The 19,462-nt window shown below is 40.9% G+C and carries 13 protein-coding genes, 1 tRNA gene and 4 pseudogenes; 7 read left to right on the forward strand and 11 right to left on the reverse strand.

All coding sequences use genetic code 11. From position 1 onward, the window contains the following. Nucleotides 1-201: 201 nt before the first annotated feature. A pseudogene (locus tag V7K76_RS19700) lies at nt 202-800 on the reverse strand (transposase); the annotation flags it as partial. Nucleotides 801-1,151: 351 nt separating this feature from the next. On the opposite strand from V7K76_RS19700, the gene V7K76_RS19705 reads away from it, so the two are divergent. Then, nucleotides 1,152-2,153 carry a DUF4351 domain-containing protein gene (locus V7K76_RS19705; protein WP_334778799.1) on the forward strand — a complete coding sequence of 334 codons (1,002 nt, stop codon included), beginning with the start codon at nt 1,152-1,154 and terminating at the stop codon, nt 2,151-2,153. 193 nt (nt 2,154-2,346) lie between these two features. Here V7K76_RS19705 and V7K76_RS19710 read toward each other — a convergent pair whose 3' ends face one another. Next, nucleotides 2,347-2,490, reverse strand: coding sequence for a hypothetical protein (locus V7K76_RS19710; RefSeq protein ID WP_334778800.1), 144 nt, complete (start codon nt 2,488-2,490; stop codon nt 2,347-2,349). A 489-nt stretch (nt 2,491-2,979) separates the two neighbouring features. Between V7K76_RS19710 and V7K76_RS19715 the strand changes: the two genes are divergently transcribed. After that, on the forward strand, nt 2,980-3,687 hold the full coding sequence (locus V7K76_RS19715; RefSeq protein ID WP_334951472.1) for a transposase: 708 nt from the start codon (nt 2,980-2,982) through the stop codon (nt 3,685-3,687). A 221-nt stretch (nt 3,688-3,908) separates the two neighbouring features. Here V7K76_RS19715 and V7K76_RS19720 read toward each other — a convergent pair whose 3' ends face one another. Next, nucleotides 3,909-4,184, reverse strand: a complete 276-nt coding sequence (locus V7K76_RS19720) for a TSUP family transporter (RefSeq protein WP_334778802.1) — start codon at nt 4,182-4,184, stop codon at nt 3,909-3,911. 276 nt (nt 4,185-4,460) lie between these two features. After that, nucleotides 4,461-5,690, reverse strand: coding sequence for a D-alanyl-D-alanine carboxypeptidase (locus V7K76_RS19725; RefSeq protein WP_442936194.1), 1,230 nt, complete (start codon nt 5,688-5,690; stop codon nt 4,461-4,463). A gap of 174 nt (nt 5,691-5,864) precedes the next feature. Between V7K76_RS19725 and V7K76_RS19730 the strand changes: the two genes are divergently transcribed. Next, nucleotides 5,865-6,698 (forward strand): hypothetical protein, encoded by an 834-nt coding sequence (locus tag V7K76_RS19730; protein WP_334778803.1) that lies wholly within the window; start codon nt 5,865-5,867, stop codon nt 6,696-6,698. Nucleotides 6,699-6,726: 28 nt separating this feature from the next. On the opposite strand, the pseudogene hsdR reads toward V7K76_RS19730, so the two are convergent. Together hsdR and V7K76_RS19750 are read right to left on the reverse strand one after the other, a co-directional pair. Further along, nucleotides 6,727-9,086: pseudogene (gene hsdR, locus V7K76_RS34640) on the reverse strand (EcoAI/FtnUII family type I restriction enzme subunit R). 210 nt (nt 9,087-9,296) lie between these two features. Next, nucleotides 9,297-11,567, reverse strand: a complete 2,271-nt coding sequence (locus V7K76_RS19750; protein WP_334778809.1) for an N-6 DNA methylase — start codon at nt 11,565-11,567, stop codon at nt 9,297-9,299. Between the two features lie 250 nt (nt 11,568-11,817). Here V7K76_RS19750 and cas12k point away from each other — a divergent pair. Then, nucleotides 11,818-13,215 (forward strand): annotated as a pseudogene (gene cas12k, locus V7K76_RS19755) (type V CRISPR-associated protein Cas12k); the annotation flags it as partial. Nucleotides 13,216-13,282: 67 nt separating this feature from the next. Here the strand turns inward: cas12k and V7K76_RS19760 are convergent. From V7K76_RS19760 to V7K76_RS19775, 4 genes are all read right to left on the reverse strand, one after another. Continuing rightward, nucleotides 13,283-13,432, reverse strand: coding sequence for a hypothetical protein (locus tag V7K76_RS19760; RefSeq protein WP_334778810.1), 150 nt, complete (start codon nt 13,430-13,432; stop codon nt 13,283-13,285). Nucleotides 13,433-14,100: 668 nt separating this feature from the next. Further along, nucleotides 14,101-14,173, reverse strand: a tRNA-Ala gene (locus tag V7K76_RS19765). Nucleotides 14,174-14,266: 93 nt separating this feature from the next. Further along, nucleotides 14,267-14,995, reverse strand: a complete 729-nt coding sequence (locus V7K76_RS19770; protein WP_334778811.1) for an HAD family hydrolase — start codon at nt 14,993-14,995, stop codon at nt 14,267-14,269. After that, nucleotides 14,992-15,879, reverse strand: coding sequence for a class I SAM-dependent methyltransferase (locus tag V7K76_RS19775; protein ID WP_334778814.1), 888 nt, complete (start codon nt 15,877-15,879; stop codon nt 14,992-14,994). The genes V7K76_RS19770 and V7K76_RS19775 overlap by 4 nt, the downstream gene beginning before the upstream one ends. A 202-nt stretch (nt 15,880-16,081) precedes the next feature. On the opposite strand from V7K76_RS19775, the gene V7K76_RS19780 reads away from it, so the two are divergent. From V7K76_RS19780 to V7K76_RS19790, 3 genes are all read left to right on the forward strand, one after another. Next, the gene (locus V7K76_RS19780; protein ID WP_334778815.1) at nt 16,082-17,263 is read left to right on the forward strand and encodes an RtcB family protein; all 1,182 of its coding nucleotides are present in this window, start codon (nt 16,082-16,084) and stop codon (nt 17,261-17,263) included. Between the two features lie 87 nt (nt 17,264-17,350). Continuing rightward, the gene (locus V7K76_RS19785) at nt 17,351-18,235 is read left to right on the forward strand and encodes an ATP-grasp domain-containing protein (protein ID WP_334778816.1); all 885 of its coding nucleotides are present in this window, start codon (nt 17,351-17,353) and stop codon (nt 18,233-18,235) included. 120 nt (nt 18,236-18,355) lie between these two features. Further along, a complete protein-coding gene (locus V7K76_RS19790) occupies nt 18,356-18,478 on the forward strand; it encodes a hypothetical protein (RefSeq protein WP_334778817.1) in 123 nt (40 codons plus the stop codon). Nucleotides 18,479-18,486: 8 nt separating this feature from the next. Here V7K76_RS19790 and V7K76_RS19795 read toward each other — a convergent pair. After that, nucleotides 18,487-19,353: pseudogene (locus V7K76_RS19795) on the reverse strand (Rpn family recombination-promoting nuclease/putative transposase). Nucleotides 19,354-19,462 lie beyond the last annotated feature (109 nt).

The raw sequence follows: 19,462 nt of genomic DNA on the forward strand, positions 1-19,462 counted from the left end.
AAACCTCGTCCATCTTGAAAGCTGGAGTTTTGTAACGCATCGGGCTATCCTAAGTTTTAGAAGTGGTGATTGAGGTTGGTACAAGAATGTTAAGCGTTGACAGAAAACATCATCTATGAGTTCTATACTAAAAACGGATGATTGCTAGACTTTTGCCCAGGCAAAAATCTTTGTATATCAATACTCTTGGCGATTTTAAAACTAAAGCTGCAACCCGTCTTTAGTATAGATAATGATACCATGACCAAGATTTATAAAAATATGCTCACGGATAACAGAAGTAAACAGATTCCTCTGTACTTCATACCAATTACTAATTATCTTTTCAGAGCGCATAAACTCCAATCTCGCAAATGCTTGAAGTGAACAAAATATGTGAGTTTTGATTGCATCGGTATCTCTAACCATGAATCGACAAATTCCACATACTTGTTTTATGGCTCGGTGAAAAGTTTCAATGCCCCAATGGGTATCATGAATTGTGATAAATTCACTTCTGGTTATATCTTTGATTTTTTCCTCATTAGGCAGATATAAAATATAATGTCTAGAGTCTTCTTTTTTAAAGTCTTTCCTAAACAACTTTATAAATCCAAATTCTTTCAGATGAGTCCTTAATCCTGATTCGGGAATAGCCAGAGTGCTGACCTGACAATATTTGTGTGGTTCATTTGAGACAGTTCTATTTTTTTCTATTCCAAATTATTACCCAATTTCTGGTTTTTTAGAAATTTCAAGTTTTCTACTCCTGAATACCAACTATCTCCTGTTACCATTCTTGGCTTGACTCCCCAGTTGATTATTTCACGAACCAGTTGAGGGTCAATCAGTTACCCATGTATTTGCTGAAGGTGGAGAATACCAAGCTACCCTGACAGTTGTTGATGATTTCGGGTTAAAGGATACCAAGACAGTCACCGTATATGTGGGTAGTACAGCCCCAGAACCCAGCGATGAGGAACTACCTGACTGGGATGGTGACTTCAGCGACTTTGATGAATTGATGGCTGAATTCCCTGACTTTTTCGGTAACTTTGAATAGCTCAACTAAACCACTAAAAGCGCTTTTTGGGCTGACACTGCAATTCACTGACCGGATCTCACTGAGATGAAAACCGCTATAATGAATTGCTACTCAAACTCAAAGCAAAATGAGTGAAATAATAGCCAATTATGATGAATCATGGAAAGAAGCATTAAACGAATATTTTGAAAGCTTTTTATCCTTTTTCTTTCCCGAAATTTACCAATTAATTGATTGGACACAACCACCTCAACCACTTGATAAAGAACTTCAACAAATTACCGCTTCCTCACAAACAGAAAGCCGGATTGCTGATAAACTTTATCAAGTTTGGTTGTTGAATCAAGAACAGATATGGATCTTGATTCATGTAGAAATTCAAAGTCATTATGATGTTAGCTTTGAAAAACGGATGTTCATCTATCATTATCGCGCCTTTGACCTTTATGGAAACAAAGTACTGAGCCTAGCCATTCTCGGAGATGACAGACCTAACTGGAGACCTGATTGTTATAATTATTCCATTGGCAAAGGTGAAATTACTCTGAAATTTCCCACTGTTAAACTCATTGACTACCAATCCCGTTGGGATGAACTAGAATCTATGAGTAACCCCTTTGCCATGATTACGATGGCACACCTGAAAACTAAGGCCACAACTAGTCAGTTTTCGGAACGGTCAGAATATAAATGGCAGTTAATTCGAGGACTTTATGAGCGTGGTTTAACCAAAGAACAGGTTGTTAAACTTTTTAAAATTATCGACACCATGATGACTCTACCGAAAGAGTTACAAGCAGAATTAGTCGCCAAAATCAAACGTTTTGAGGAGGAAAGGAAAATGCCCTTAGTTAGCCCAACCGAACAACTCGCTATGGAACGTGGTGAACTACGTGGTGAACTACGTGGGAAACTCGAAGGGAAACTCGAAGGGAAACAGGAGTTAATTATACGGTTACTAAATCGACGTTGTGGTGAGATTCAACTTTCCTTAACTGAACGAATTCGTCAATTATCTATTGAACAGTTGGAAGAATTGGGCGAAGCTTTATTGGATTTCTCCTCTATGACTGACTTGGAAAGATGGTTGCAAAATAATTCACAACCCGAAATCTCATTGGGTGATTAGTTATACCAATTTTCTGTGAGGTTGCACATTAACGCCCACAGGCTACAAGCCTGGGGCTACACAAACAAAGCCTGCGGAGGCAGGCTAGTAAATATTAGTGCTAGAAGTGATTTTCTTGCAGGGAATAGACAATCCTCTACTAGTCATGGTACGTTGCCTCGGCTTTGGTCACAGTTATTCACAATAACCATACTCATATAAGTAGGTAGGCATTTGCTTGGACACCAGGATATGCTAACGCTGGGATATAGAATGTCACCTTTACTGCCGCCGATGACGGTAATGGTACGGGAGCAACTAAGGAAACTTCCTTAATAGTATCAATTACTGTCTTCAATACCAACCGTGCGCCAGCGATTGCAGAATTTACAAATATTACCCTCAACCGGGGTGAAACACGCTTTCAAGGGTAGGTATCCCTAGCTATCTAATTGGTATACAAAGCAGGTAAGCTGATATTGCACCTAGCAGCAGTAAAAAATTAGTGAAAATAACGGCGCTGTTCTCGATTCAGTTGCTTTGGTGTTAACGATTGTCTAATCCAATATTTTATCAACGGAAACCATAATAATTTTACGCAGATTTTCCCTATTGTTCTCCACCTGAAAATTATGGACGACCAATAAGTCATTGGACACCAAGAGAACTAGCGGACGAAATCATGAAACAAGGCATTATTGAAAGAATATCTGTCCGCCATGTTGGAAGATTACACTGAAGTTGCAGAACTTAAACCCCACCAGAGCCGCTACTGGTTAACCCCCCCCTGTGGACGAAGAATTTGACGAAAAAGTGGAAGACATTACTGGTTTATACATCAGTGCCATTGAGCGTTATCAAAATGGAGAGCGGACAATACAGCGCTTTCGGCTATTATGCAATACAATTTTCCTCTTACCCCTCTCCTATCATAGCTTTCAGCTTTGAGCATGTACCTCATAGCCCCGGAAGTGCTGTATCTATTGACGAAATGACAGGTATTCAAGCTACTGAACGCTTAGAAAAAGACTTATCAATGCGACCAGGTAAAGTTGAAAGAAGGGAATTTGAGTACATCCGTCATGGCTCGCATTGCTTAATTGCCAGTTTTGATGTTGCTACTGGTAAAATTGTCGTTCATATTCGTCGAACGATTGGAACTGACCCTGATGCCAAGAAATGGCATTTGATTATGGACTGTCTAAATACTCATCAGTCTGAATCTCTGGTTCGTTTGGTTGCAGAAAAAGAAGGTTTGGATATTGACTTGAGTCTTAAGGGAGAAAGTGGCATCCTCAAATCAATGAAATCCCGCGCTACTTTTTTGAGTGACCCAACAGACCGAATTGTGTTCCATTACACGCCTAAACATTCTTCGTGGCTCAATCAAATCGAGATTTGGTTCAGTATTTTGGTTCGCAAGTTACTCAAAAGAGCCAGTTTCCTCAGTCAGGATGATTTAAAAAATCGAATTCTCAACTTTATCAACTACTTTAATCAAACAATGGCTAAACCTTTTAAGTGGACATATAAGGGCAAAGTTTTGGCTATTTAATGGTCTGCTTATTTACGCCGCACTGTACTAGAGAGTTCAGGCTTCACATCTTCGATGACATTAATTTGGCACAGCGACAAATAAAAAGTCACTGTACACCTGAGTTCTGAATTCTTCTTATAAAGTGGAATCGCCTACATTTGTAAACAGTACTCTGATAGCACTAACAAGCAGTAAAACTCCAAATATTCTCGCCAATATCACATTAGATAATCCTGTTCCTATTTTGGCACCAGCCATCCACCTAATACAAAACCCAAGCAGAGCAATCCTGCTATTTTAAAGTCTACATATCCTTGCTTGTAGTAAGTCCATGCAGCCAAAATATCAATCGGAGGAACAAGCAAAGCTAATGTTGTACCCTGAGCTTGGTGTTGAGATAAGCCAAACAGAAAAATTAAGGCAGGCAGAATAATTATGCCGCCGCCAATTCCGGTTATTCCGCTTACTATTCCTGCAATTAGTCCCAAAATTAGACAAAGTAAAATGTTATCCATAGCTTTGGAAATCCTTGATTTGCGACAAAATATTAAAACATTTACTTTCTCTAGGCTAGAAAAAATATTTGATAAAAATTTGTCATTGTTATGAATAAGCTATGACATTTTTATAAGAATTTGATATAAATTTATCTACCATATTCAAAATTAATAATCAATTATTTTTACCCTGTACTTAGTACTAAAAGTGTTCACATTCTTGATTATTTATTGGTAGATTATACCTTGAAAGGTTAGTTCACACTCATACTCCAGCTTTAGTTTTTGAAAAGGCTAGTTTCTGAATAAAATTTCATTACGACTGTCTACACCGATTTGAGGTAAAGAGTTCATCGCTAAGTGGGGAGTTAGGATACTAGGAACTACTTGAGGTAGTTGCAACTGTTTCATCAAATTTTGCAACAGTTTATCTTGCTCAGAACGGAAACCTGCTGGGTTTGCGCCACGGTTTAAGATTGCAAACCAGACCAAACCGCGATCGCGTGTAGGCATCACACCAGCTAAACTACTGACATCATGCAATGTCCCAGTTTTAATTACAGTCGCAACAGGAATATGTCTGCGGTGAATTGTCCCCCGATGATCCAATCCGGAAGTGAGAAATAAGTCAGCCAAATTCATCTGATGAGCGACTGCTTCCCGCTCTAGCGCCATGAACATTGCACAAATTGCTCTAGGAGAAATGCGATTTTCTGGGCCTAGTCCAGAACCATTGATTAATTGAATTTCTGACTGTGGTACTCCAGCCAGATTAGCGGCTGTTGATTGGACTACACTAAAACCTCCCACTGATTCTGCTAGCATCTCTGCCATATCATTGTTACTAAAAACGTTCATCTCCTTGATAAGTTGTTGTAAAGGCAAAGACCGATGACGCACTAACAAATTTTGTTGGGGAGTCGATTGTAAATCTACTTTAACAGTACCTGCAATTATGACTTGTGGTTTTGGTGTTCCCTTGGGCATAGTTGAGTAGTGGAAAATAACAGAGCGATTCCATTTAGCATAATTTAGTGCTTGTTTGAGCATTTGACCTGCCAAGAATGGATAACGCTGGAAATTCATGGCGAAGTTACCACTAATTACTAAATTACCCTTCACCTGTTTAATGCCCATTTGGTTGGGAGTATTACCAAGAGCGATCGCTTCTTCCCACACAAACATCGGATCGCCACCGCCAGTAATTATTAAATCGCCCTGCAAAACCCCATTTACTACCGGGCCAGTAGCGCTGACCAAAGTCTCAAATTGGTGGTCTGGCCCCCAGGTTTTAAAAGCAACTAATGAGGTAGCAATTTTGGTTAAAGAGGCAGCTGGCAGAGGTGTTGTACCTTGGTGATTAGCCATAAGCATTGGGCCTGACTGTATCCAAATCCCTTGGTTTTCTTTCAAATTCTGTGCTATCAGTTTTGATGTGATTAGCTCCTTGAGATATTCTTGCACCGTAGTGTTTCCAGATGGATTCGGATCTGAGGCAAGAACCAAGCTAAGACTAATTAGCATATTTGATCGAATGTAGAGAATATCTGTGAAGAAAATATCCACAAGATAACAGCCATCTGTGACATAGTTATGACTAAGTTATGACCAAGTTATGGCATAAATATGATGTTCATTAAACTACTATATTTGGCTGGCTTTACAGTAGTTTAGCTGGTTAAATATCTATTTAATCAAGTGGTAGAAATTGATAAATATACAGATGTAAATGACTTGCCTCTCATTTTTTGGCAGGAGTCTTATGATGTGTTTAAAAAACTTCCAGAACTGACAGAAAGTTTGAATCTTGACAGTATTGCTCCACTGATAGGATGGCTTGAAGGGAAAGACTATAAAGAATTAGCCGATTTATATTTCGATGGTAAAACGGAAATTGTTGTCAAAAAACTGGAGAAAGTGACTCATGCTTTTTCTTGGGGATTTAACTCACTTATCAGGCATATTACTTTTTACCTGAATAGTCAAAAAACACCTAAAATTTTCAATAATCTAACCTCATTTGTAACTCATGGTGTGTCAACTACCGCAGCAGTTTATGCAATGAGTTTAGGCGTATATGACCGCCAAGTTGCCATTAGCCTAAGCAAAGCTTATCAAACGATTCATCCTGAAACAGAATATTCAACTTTTAAGGAATGGCTGTTCAATCTAGACTTCGGACAATGGGTTGAAATTCTTCAAGCGCATACGGGAAGTAGTCGAAAAATAGAAGAGTGTTTTGATAATATCCAACATAAACAGCAAACACTACAATCCAACCAGAAGGTTTTTGATTGTACATTTATTAATGTTGAAAACTCTGTAAATATTGATGGCTCAATTCAGTTAAACGAACTACTTATTGTCGAGTTTAACGATCATTTGTGGATTACAACCTACGATTATCAAAAATATTGGCAGTTGTCTGGAGTAAACATTGATAAACTCAAGCAGTTCAATCGACAGATGCAAGATATGATTATACAACAAATCGATTTCCAACAGTCAACAGCCAAAATTTCAATACATTAACGGTGTTTAATTGTAGCGGTTTGCCTAATTAAGCTGCTATGTCCTGTGAATACAAATACTGCTGAAATCCGATAAATACTTCACTGATATTCGCAACGCTCCCTAGCTCTTCAATAGCATCACGAACGGTATGATATTTCAACTCTAACAGTTGAGGTAATTTAGTGCGATCGAGTTCTCCCACCCCAGCTTTGATGTATTGTTCGAGTATAAAGTCGAGAAATTCTTGCTGTTTGCCGATATAGCGCGAGAAAATTAATGACTTGTGAGCGAGGACACGCTCTCGGCGGCTTATAGGTGGTGAGGCATAAGCGATATAAGCCAGCACATCATATAAATCGCTTTTCTCAGCATCAATCAGGCGACTAATTTCTGTGAGTTGTTCTTCCCCGTAGCCTTTCTCTGCCAGTCCTTCTAATAAAGCTCTACGGGTGTCAGGGCGACTCCAGATTGCTCTTAATTCGTCTTCATCTGTAAAATAGTTCAGGAATTTCACCAAAGAGACGTTGCACAAATTCTGCGGCGCTCATAGGTTTACCGTCTGGACTCCAGAAGGTAGTAGATATTCGGTGCTGGAGAGTGCGTTCTTTACCATCAGCGAGTTTGATTTTGATGGTTTTGGGGTTGGGAACTTCTGTAGTTTCGTTTTTAGTTCTGCCTCTCTTTATACTACTTTCTGTTGTAGAGTCGTTGTATGCACCTGATTGCTCTCCCCCTCTGGCAATTTTGACGAGAACAGGTTCCTGGGGTTCGCCATCCCATTCAGGATCGTTGAAGTGTTCGTAGGCTTTGACAAAATCATAAATAGTGAAGTAGTCTTTGCCATCAAATAGGCGAGTCTCGCGACCAATAATTTGCTTAAATTCAATCATCGAGTTGATGGGACGCATCAGTACGATATTACGAACGTTTCGAGCATCAACCCCAGTGGAGAGCTTTTGAGAAGTGGTGAGAATGGTGGGGATAGTTTTCTCGTTGTCTTGAAAGTTGCTGAGGTGCTGTTCGCCGAGTTTCCCATCATCGGCGGTGACGCGGACACAGTAATTAGGGTTACTGCTAATCTTCATTTGGTTGATTAAATCCCGCACAGCTAGAGCGTGGGGTTGGTTGGCACAAAACACCAGAGTTTTTTGATTCTGGTCGATTTCTTCCATGAACAGCTGCACCCGGTAGCGTTCGCGATCAGCAATTTCAATTATGCGGTTAAAGTCAGCTTCAGTGTAGGTTCTGGCTTCGTCTACTGCACCTTCGATCAGTTCATCTTCGATGCTGTAAATATATTCATCTAGGTTAGTTTCGATTTGTCTGACTTTAAAGGGAGTAAGAAAACCATCGTTAATGCCGTCTTTGAGGGCGTAGGTATAGACTGGCTCGCCAAAGTAGGCGTAGGTGTCTGCGTTATATTTTCGTTTAGGAGTGGCGGTGAGTCCAAGTTGTACTGCTGGGGAGAAGTATTCTAAAATGCCCCGCCATGTGCTTTCGTCACTGGCTCCGCCTCGGTGACATTCATCAATGATGATGAAGTCAAAGAAGTCGGGAGGATAGTCGCTGAATTTGGGTGTAGGATTGCCAGTGTCGTCCCGTCCGGTCATAAATGTCTGGAAAATGGTAAAAAAGATACTGCCATTTTTGGGAACTCGACCCCGTTTTTTGATGGCTTCGGGGTCGATGCGGACTAGGGCATCGTCGGGGAAGGCAGAGAATGAGTTATAGGCTTGGTTGGCTAAGATATTGCGATCGCTTAAAAACAAAATTCGCGGACGGCGGGTGGGTTGTCGGCTGAGATTCCAACGGCTTGCTTTGAAAGAGTTTCCAGGCGAGTTGGAAGGCGATGAAGGTTTTACCTGTGCCTGTTGCCATCGTTAACAAAATCCGGTTTTTTCCTTGGCAGATGGCTTCTAGGACGTGCTTAATCGCATTGTGTTGATAATAACGGGCTTCCCATGTGCCGCTTTTGTCTTCAAAGGGGATGGCAGCAAAGCGATCGCGCCACTCATTATTTTCGCTAAAGGTGGCTGACCACAGATGATCCGGGGTGAGATATTGGTTGATGTAGCCTTCTGCCCCTGTGAGCATATCTACTTGGTAAATGCCGATGCCATTTGTAGAGTAGGCGAATCGAGTCTGCAACTTTTCGGCGTATTTCTTGGCTTGCCCTAAACCTTCGGTATCTGGTAAGTCGCGTTTTTTGGCTTCGATAACGGCGAGTTTTTCACCACGATAAACCAGCACATAATCGGCGATGTCTGATTGAGCGCGTTTACCATTGCCAATTAAGCGACCAGGGGCAATAACTTCGCGGCGGATGCGACTATCTTCAATAACTCCCCAGCCTGCGGTTTTGAGTGCGGGGTCAATTAGTTCGGCACGGGTTTCGGCTTCGTTCATATTTCGCTCATCTCGATTTGCGTTAAAACACTTTTTTGTTGATTCTGCAAGGGTTTGAGGATTTGAGAGTGACTCACCTCGATTTGCGTTAAAACACTTTTTTATTGGTTCTGCACGGGTTAGAGGATTTGCGTTAAAACACTTTTATGTTGATTTTGCAAGGGTTTGAGCATTTGGGAGTGACTCATCTCGGTTTGCGTTAAAACACTTTTATGCCCAAAAAGGGAGATAGCGAGCATAGCGGGTAGAGGTTGATTCGGATTCGTCAGCCTTGATCAAGCCAGCTTCTTTAGTAGCTTTTATAATCAGAGAAACGGTTGCTACTTGCGAGTCACTTAGACGGAACCGCTCCCGTAGGGTTTGGTTAGACATTCGTTGATTGCTAACATACAGCAGACAGCAATGCTGATAGCAGGCTCGAATTCGGTCTGTTTTGCTCATGTCGGCGAAATCTTGATGGGCAAACAGCACTGCTGTAGTGCGTGTGTCACCTACTCGAAAATCTGGTGCGGGTAGTTGAGAATCTTCTGCTGCGCTAACAACTTTGTCAATGCCACTGCCTTTTTCTTCACATATACCGAAACGTCGCATTATGTCTGCGAGTTGTTCGTTACGGGAGCGATTTTCATCAATAAATCGCTCTACCTTAATAGGCGGAATGCCGGGATTAGATATCTCAATGCGATCGCTATACATCTCGATCATCACTGAAGTACCTGTTGCTAGAAAATCCTGATGCACCAAAGCATTAGCAATAAGTTCTCGTAAAGCCTGTTCCGGGAACATCTTTACTTCTTCTCGCACAACTTCTTCGATAAAGCGATTTTGCGGTGCTGCTGAGTGAACAAAATCTACTAATCTGCCAAAGCCAACGGCATATCCTCGGTTGCCTGTGTTGTCGTCACGAGTTTTTAGCTTATTGATACCTTCATATATAACAACGCGGGGAGCTTTACGAGCCAATGCAGGGGAAAAGGCATCCAGTTTTTTTGCCAAAAGTATAGCGGCTATGTTGCTGATTGTCCAACCCTGTGCTGTCTGTTTGATTAAATCTTGGCTCTGCAATCGTTCTAAGACAGCATCGCGGCTAGTCGGATATGAGATTTTTAACAGTTCAAAGTAGGTTTGGGTATCTAGAAGGGCTATTACATCATCAGGACTTGCGTCACATCGAGCGGGTTGGGAAAACCAATCTTGTTGGTCTTCAGCAAAAATCCGCTTCAGCATATCAGGAGTCATTGGTCGCAGTTCTTCACCAACTCTCATCAGGTAGGCTCCCTCATAGTCCAATGCACAAAATAAAGGCGTTCCCTTAACGGAGTCGAAGGGCTTTCCTTTCTCAAAAAACAGCACCACCGTTTTCACCCCCGCCCCGATAAAAGTCCCACTCGGACAATCCAAAATCGTGTGCAGATTGCAACTACTCAAAAGTTCTTGACGTAATGCCCGCGAAGCATTATCCGAATTTGACAGGAACGTATTTTTGATTACCACCGCAGCCTTACCGCCCATCTTCAGGATTTTGATGAAATGCTGCAAAAACAGAAACGCCGTTTCCCCTGTCTTAATCGGGAAATTCTGCTGTACTTCCTTGCGTTCCTTCCCCCCAAATGGCGGATTAGCCAAGATGACATCAAAACGATTTTTGTCCTGAATATCACTGAGATTTTCCGTCAGCGTGTTGGTGTGGATAATATTCGGCGCATCAATGCCATGCAAAATCATATTCATGATGGCAATCACATACGCCAAACTTTTCTTTTCTTTACCCGTAAATGTATGTTTTTGAAGTATCTCAAGCTCTTTTGTTGTCAGCTTACCCCGACGTAAATAGTCGTAACTCTCACACAAAAACCCAGCTGAACCACAAGCACCATCATAAATGCGATCGCCAATCTTCGGCTTCACCACCTGAATCATTGCGCGAATCAACGGACGCGGCGTGTAATATTTCCCACCATTACGCCCTGCATTACCCATATTTTTGATTTTGGCTTCATAGAGATGCGATAGCTTGTGTTTCTCCTGTTGCGATCGAAACCGTAGCTCATCAATATATTCCAGCGCATCCCGCAGGCTGTAGCCGCTTTGAAACCTATTCTTAATCTCGCTAAAAATTTCCCCAATCTTGTATTCGATTGTATCTGGACTAGTAGCCCGTTGCTTGAAACTCTGTAAATATGGGAATAATTTGCGGTTGACATAATCAATCAAATCATCGCCAATCAGCGCATTATCATGATCCAATGTATCATCCGCTTTTTTCGGTGCTACCCAAGATAACCAGCGATGCGCCTCATCAATAATAAATTCGTATGGCTTGCCAGCCAGTTCCGCTTCTAGCGCCCTTTCCTGCTCCAAATCATCCAAATACTTCAGAAACAGCAGCCAAGAGGTTTGCTCGGTGTAATCTAACTCTGTAGTACAACCCGCCTCTTTCCAGAGAACATCATCAATATTTTTAAAAGTTTGCTCGAACATTTAGCTTTACTGTGGGATTTTTAATATTAATAGTTTGGCTCATAATTTTGCACCTACAAGGAGAAATGAGCGTGTGATTCAGTGCTATGCCACGGTCAAAAACATTACATAGTTAATGCAATCTCAAATCAAACTCCTAAGCCTAGATTGAACTTATCGATTGATGTATACTAAAGACGGGTTGCACCTTTAGTTTTAAAATCGCCAAGAGTATTGATATACAAAGATTTTTGCCTGGGCAAAAGTCTAGCAATCATCCGTTTTTAGTATAAACACTTACGGAGAAACACAAGACCCTCTTACTCGTTGCGCTCTCGCATATCTGCTCAAAAATAAGTGTAAAATCAGTGAACTCGACGAAGACCCAGAAGAATTTACTAGAAATAGACGCAAAAAGGAAATAGAAATTGAGCGATTAAAAGACCAACTTCAAAGCCGTATACCGAAAGGTAGAGATTTGACAGGAGAAGAGTGGTTAAAAACTTTAGAAATTGCTAAAGCTAATGTAGCTCAAAATGAAAAAGAGGCAAAAGCTTGGCAAGCAGCACTTTTAAGAAAAACTGCTGATGTTCCCTTTCCTGTGGCTTACGAATCTAACGAAGATATGACATGGTTAAAAAATGACAAAGGTCGTCTCTTTGTTCGGTTCAATGGCTTGGGAAAACTGACCTTTGAGATTTACTGTGATAAGCGTCATTTGCAGTACTTTCAACGCTTTTTAGAGGATCAAGAAATTAAACGCAATAGTAAAAACCAACATTCAAGCAGTTTGTTCACTCTGCGTTCAGGGAGGCTTGCTTGGTTGCCAGGTGAGGAAAAAGGTGAAGTCTGGAAAGTAAATCAGCTAAATCTCTACTGCTCTTTAGATACTCGGATGTGGACTACTGAAGGAACTCAACAGGTGGTTGAAGAGAAAGTCACCAGAATTATCAACACTTTAACGAAGGTAAAACAGAAAGATGACCTCAAAGATGAACAGCAAGCTTTTATCACTCGTCAACAATCAACGCTAGATCGAATTAATAACCCTTTCCCTCGTCCCAGCAAGCCTAATTATCAAGGTCAACCCTCAATCCTAGTTGGCGTTAGTTTTGGTCTAAAAAAGCCAGTCACAGTAACGGTGGTAGATGTTGTTAAAAATGAAGTTCTAGCTTATCGCAGTGTCAAACAACTACTTGGTGAAAACTACAATCTTCTCAATCGTCAGCGACAACAACAGCAACGCCTATCTCACGAACGACACAAAGCTCAGAAACAGAATGCGCCAAACTCCTTTGGTGAATCAGAGTTAGGGCAATATATAGATAGATTATTAGCAGATGTAATTATTGCGATCGCCAAAACCTATCAAGCAGACAGCATTGTTATCCCAAAACTCCGCGATATGCGTGAGCAAATCAGTAGCGAAATTCAATCCAGAGCAGAGAAGAAATGTCCTGGTTACAAGGAAGCTCAACAAAAATATGCCAAAGAATATCGTATGAGCATTCATCGCTGGAGTTACGGTCGATTAATTGAGAGTATTAAATCCCAAGCTGCAAAAGTCGGAATTTCTACTGAAATTGGTACACAGCCAATCAAAGGTAGTCCACAAGAAAAAGCGCGAGATGTAGCCGTCTTTGCTTACCAAGAACGTCAAGCCGCTTAAATTTAATTCACTAATCCGAACCTTGACAATATAATATTTTTATAACAGCGCCGCAGTTCATGCTCTTTTAAGCCAATGTGCCGTGATAAATCTGGGTTAGTTTGGCGGTTGGAAGACCGTTATGCTTTCTGACCCTGGTAGCTGCCCGCTTCTGATGCTGCTGTCGCAAGACAGGATAGGTGCGCTCCCAGCAATAAGAAGTAAGGCTTTTAGCCATAGTCGTTATTCATAACGGTGTGGATTACCACAGTGGTGGCTACTGAATCACCCCCTTCGTCGGGGGAACCCTCCAAATATTTTTTTGGCGTGTCAAAGCGGGGGCAAAATCCCTGGAGTCCCGCCAAAAGTTTAAAACCCTTATCCAGTCTTGACTTAAGAAACTAGTATGTCAATGCATTTAGTTTTTTAATTTGCAATTCGAGACATTTTAAGCAGACCTGCCAAATTATGTGTATGGAAAGCTTTTATAGCAAGGGTTCTAGACGGGTTTCAAGAACCATCCCGGCTAGGGGTGGGTTGAAAGTAATCTTCTTCTCCGCTAGCAAAAAACTCAATAATGGTTTCAACAACCACCCCGGCTAGGGGTAGATCGAAAAAATAAGCAATAGAAAATATGTACTCGTACTAACCAGATTTGAAAATGGTTAAAAAGTACAACTAAGTTATTAGGAGGGTTGAAAGGAGTGCTGCGATCGAACAAATATTAAGGAAAAATAATTTGCTTGTGGTAAATTTGACAGTTAATGCCGAAAGAAGACGACGTTAATTTGCGAAAACCTAATATACTAAAATTAGTAACACAAAGTTACGAAATCGACCTTAATTGGCAAAAAGCGACATTAATTTGCGAATTCCGACATATAATTTGCGAATGTACAGGACAAATGGAGAATAACGGATTCGAACCGATGGCCTCTGCGGTGCGATCGCAGCACTCTACCAACTGAGCTAATTCCCCTTAATCAGTGCTGAGTAATGAGTGCTGAGTGCTGAGTTATGAGAAATATCACTCTTTCAGATCAGTACTTTTCCACCATCACCGTAGACTATTCTAGCATTCAGTTGCCGATGGTTGAGGCTGTTTTTGAGAATAAACCTTTTGCACCCGTTCGAGTTCCAAATCACTAAGATAATCAACAGTCCAGTTACAGCAACGCTGAAGCATGTGAAATGGGTAAGTATTTGCGACACCAACAACCTGCATTTGCGATCGCTTCGCTGCTGCAATACCTGCTGGAGTATCTTCAATTGCCAAACACTCGTATGGTTGAAGATTCAATTCAGGATATTCTTTATTCAGGTGTTTCACTGCCAGTAGATAACCATCGGGTTCTGGTTTACTGGTGGTGATGTCATCACCCGCAACGATAATTTTAAAATGTTCAGCCAGTTTCGCTCGATTGAGTACCAATTCTATTTCTTTGCGAATAGCACCACTGACTAATCCTAGTTTCAGATTTCGCGATCGCACCTGAAATATTAAGTCTGCTACACCTGGATATAAAGGCAGTTTCTCGATTTTTTCTAGTTCCACCGTATAAGCTTGGGCTTTGCGGTACAACAACTGAGTTAAATAGTTTTCATTTGCTACTCTACCACGATTAGCAAGTAATTGCTGAAAACAAGCGCGATCGCTGCGCCCTAAAGAAGCTTGACGCTCACTCACCTTTTGGGGTTGAAGATTTTCTTCAATGAGAATCTCATCGATCAGTTGTAGGTGGATTGGCTCATCGTTAATGATGACACCATTAAAATCAAAGAGAACTGCCTTTAAACTCATGCCATTATGCCAAATGCTGGAGAACCAAGTCCCTCCAAATCATTATTATCTATTGATGTGGGAGTATACTGACGGACATTTTCGGTTGCTATTGGTTTAACGCCGCTAGTTACCTGATTTATCCACCATACATCCTGCGATCGCACTGCTTCAAATCCGGCTGCACCCATATTCGCTTCTATACTACCAGCAGCATACTCACGAATATATGGTTCCTCAAAAACATCATTAAGCCATTGTAGCTGACGCAGAGTTTTCTGATTTCCATCTAGAATTAATACTTGCCCTCCAGTTACCAGCAACCTAAAGCTTTCCCGCAGAATTACTTGAGATACTGCATCTGGTGTTTCATGGAATAGCAAAGAAGCCGTTACTAAGTCAAAAGAAGCATCCCTCAAGCCAGTTTTTTCAGCATTTCCGTGTCGCCAGAGGATCTCTAAACCAGCATTTCGTGCTTTATCTTCTGCCCTGACTAGCATATAGGGTGATAAGTCCAAACCGATAACTTCCGCCTGGGGGAAAGCCTGTTTTAACATCAAGGTAGTGGAACCTGTACCGCAACCTAAATCGAGTATGCGTCGTGGTTTCACCTTGACGGCATCAAGTAAAGCCTGACGGACAGTACTTTCATTCGGTGGTAGAACGTATTGGGTAATCGGATCGTAAGTAACTGCGGCATCAGAATTGAGATATCCGTTAGTAACACCGTGAAAGTTTTGACTGCTGTAGTATGACGGAATTGTGACATCATCTCGTCGATAGCGATCGCTCTCTTTCTCCCAATCAATACTATCAGCGTAACGCCGTAAACCGTCTTCATCAATCAAAAGACGCACTACAGGGGATAAAAAACGTTCCCAGATTGTATCTTGACGCACTGCCATAGGTGTTGTGTCAGTTTTTGTAAAGGATTATTTCAATCAGAGTGATTTTCTTTACAAATTTTAATACATCTTTTCTTTTTGTGGCGATCGGGTTGACATCCTGAAATTTTTATACTACATTTGTAGTACTAGGTTATTTTCAATACCTGATGCCAAATTTCCAATCTAAAATCTAAAATAAAAAATCCAAAATAAAAAAATTATGCCTTACGAAAAGTTAGAAATTACCACACCAACACCCGTTTTATCTTGGGCAAATCACTCTTTGGGTTCAGAAGAAACCAAGATGGCAAAGAATATGGCATCATTACCATTTGTGTTTAAGCACATAGCCTTGATGCCAGATGTTCACTTAGGAAAAGGTGCTTTAGTTGGTTCTGTAATTGCAACTAAAGAGGCAATTATACCGGCTGCTGTCGGTGTGGATATTGGTTGTGGTATGAGTGCTATCAAAACAACATTTACCGCCGAACAACTAGAAGGTAAACTCAAGAAAATCCGCTTGGATATTGAAGCAGCAATTCCGACTGGATTCAACGAAAATAAAGATGTTGAAAAATCTGTCACCAATTGGCAACACTGGGATGATTTTAAAGACTTGCATCGCGGTGTGCAAGACCTACAAAGTAAAGCAATGAAACAGATGGGTTCTCTGGGTGGAGGAAATCACTTTATTGAAGTGTGCCTCGATACAGAGAATCAAGTTTGGCTGATGCTGCATTCTGGTTCGCGTAACATCGGCAATAAACTCGCCCAGTGTCATATTCACACAGCCAGAGAATTAGCAAAAATGGCAGGTAATAAATTGCCTGACCCGGATTTGGCTCACTTTGTCGCTGGTACGCCAGAATTTCAAGCATACTGGCACGATTTGCAATGGTCACAAAACTATGCACGTGTCAACCGCGATGTGATGATGGCGCGTTTTAAGCACATAGTTGAGAAGCATCTCGCAGGTGGGAAGGCAACTAAACCTTTATTGCAGGTTAATTGTCATCACAATTACGCCGAAAAAGAAGTGCATTTTGACGAGGATGTATACGTTACTCGTAAAGGTGCAGTCCGCGCCCAAACTGAAGATTATGGGATTATTCCTGGTTCGATGGGGGCAAAGTCTTTCATCGTTAAGGGTAAAGGTAATGCTCATAGTTTTTGTTCTTGTTCTCACGGTGCAGGGCGTTTGATGTCTAGAAATAAGGCAAAAAATGTCTACACACTTGATGATTTGATAGAGCAAACAAATGGCGTAGAATGCCGCAAAGATGAGGGTGTGTTAGATGAAATACCCGGTGCTTATAAGCCGATAGAGCAAGTTATGGAAAATCAAGCGGATTTGGTTGAAGTTGTAGCAACACTCAAGCAAGTTCTTTGTGTGAAGGGATAATTTAGGTAGGGTGGGTAATGCCCACCTTTTTTATTTTTTAAACGCAGAGGCACGCTGAGGTAAGCGCAGAGGTACGCTGAGGAATAAATGATTGTTTTAAGTGAATCGACTGAACAAATAGAGCCATCTGCTAGCGCTAGCGAAAATAAATTAATGACTGATGCTGCCCAATTATTAGGGTGCAAAGTCTACTATATCCCGCGAGATTTTGAACGATGTGGTACAGCAGAAAATGCTTTATGGCACATTCCTAACTATCCTAAAATAACTGCTGGTATCTGGATAGGATATATCCCTGAGTTTGAGCGTTACAAAGCCATATATCATGCAGCTTTAGATAAGGGGATAAAATTACTCAATACTCCTTTAGAACACCAGACAGCACTAGAGTTTGATTTGTTTTACCCTCACTTAAAAGGATTGACACCCGATAGTTTGGTAATTACTTCAACAACCGAATGTATTGAGACTGGTGAATTATTGGGATTTCCCGTATTTATCAAAGGCGCAGTTCAATCGAGAAAAATGCAGGGATGGGAGTCTTGTGTAGCGAATAATCACGAGGAATTAGTCAAACTAACAGAATGGTTATTAAAACTTAAATATGGTTCACGAGGTAGAGTTATTGTTAGGAAATTAGTAAAGTTGCGGCATAAACGCCTAGCACCAAATGGCTTTCCAGTGGGGAGAGAATTTAGATGCTTTATTTATAATCAGCAGATTCTAAAATATGGATATTATTGGGATGGTCAAGATGACTTGAGCAAGTTATCAAAACCAGAAGAAATGCAAGTATTAAAATTGGCAATCCTAGCCTCTAAACGCCTTGGTGTTCCTTATATAGCAATTGATATCGGGCAATTAGAAAGTGGAGAATGGATAGTGATAGAAACAGCCGATGCACAATTTGCTAGTCTGAGTCACATTCCCGCACTTGAACTATGGAATAAGTTGAAAAATATATGCTATTGACGGTTTATTGAAGTTTATTTAAGAAATTAGCATTAAAGTCTTATATTCTTTTCATTTTGTAAAATTATTTGAATCATTGAAATACACTTTTGTTGTTTTTGAAGGGCAATACAGTTCAGAATGAGCAACAAAATACTTGTAGAGACGGCGATTTATCGCGTTCCAAAAATTGAAGTACAAGCAACCGACCAAGGAGCTTGGTACGAAAATCTGACTTTTTTTGTAACTGGTCGAAAACTTTAGAGCAAACTCTAATTTTCTATTGTATTTAGCCAATTCATCAAATCAGCCTCACTGGCAAAATCTAGTAATACTTCACCCAAGTTCTCTAACTGAGCCAAGGACAACTCTTGCAACCGAGATTGTAGCTGAGAATTAATTGAACCAAGCCTACGAGTTAATAGACGTATCACTAGCCTCAGTTCCGATTGTCTTCCTTGTTCAATACCTTGTTCAATACCTTCTTGCAGTCCTTCTTGCAGTCCTTCTTCAAGAATTTCTTGATAAATGCTAGATTCTCTCATATCTTCTCTCCTCAAAAACTGACGAATGAGTTCTGGCTCGAATACCAACCCTGCTAGAAGTTGGGTACATACCGAGATACTTTACTTGGTGGCTTCTTCTTCAATCATACCCACCTGAACTGCTACCTGTTGAAGTAAGCTTTGAGGAGAATCTGTTCGCGCCAAAGTTGCCAGAGGTAATAAACCAGGAGATAACAATAAAGGTTCTGGATCTTGTTCCCAAATTCGGATGACGCGGTAACGGTGAGTAGTATTCCGGGCAGTAAATTGATCTACAAAGACAGCTTCTGAAGTTGTCGGTTTAAGGAAAATCACTACCTGCTCGATATCACAATTATATTGTCGATATAGCCGCACCCAATAGTCCAACATCCGTAGTGGCAAGGGTGGAGTCGATGCTGGTAAGGTTTGAAACTCTAAATGTAGTATTTTATTGGCAGTTTGCAAAAAGATTACTGAGTCGGCACGAATTGGTTCTTGATTTAATTCTGTTTTGAGAATCTGGACATTCGTTGGCTCAGATGCGAGTAAGTAGCGGATAAAATCTTCTGGATACTGCTCAACCAGATATTTCAGGGTGTTGTCGTATGTCACTCGTGATAAGTAGCTGGGCGTAAATCAAGTAAAAGGGACTAGGGATTAGGGATTAGGGATTGGGTATTTTAAAAAACTTTTTCCCAGTCCCCAGTACTGGAGCGGCGAG

This window comes from Nostoc sp. (genome assembly GCF_036917975.1).
In the GTDB taxonomy this organism is placed as follows: domain Bacteria; phylum Cyanobacteriota; class Cyanobacteriia; order Cyanobacteriales; family Nostocaceae; genus Nostoc.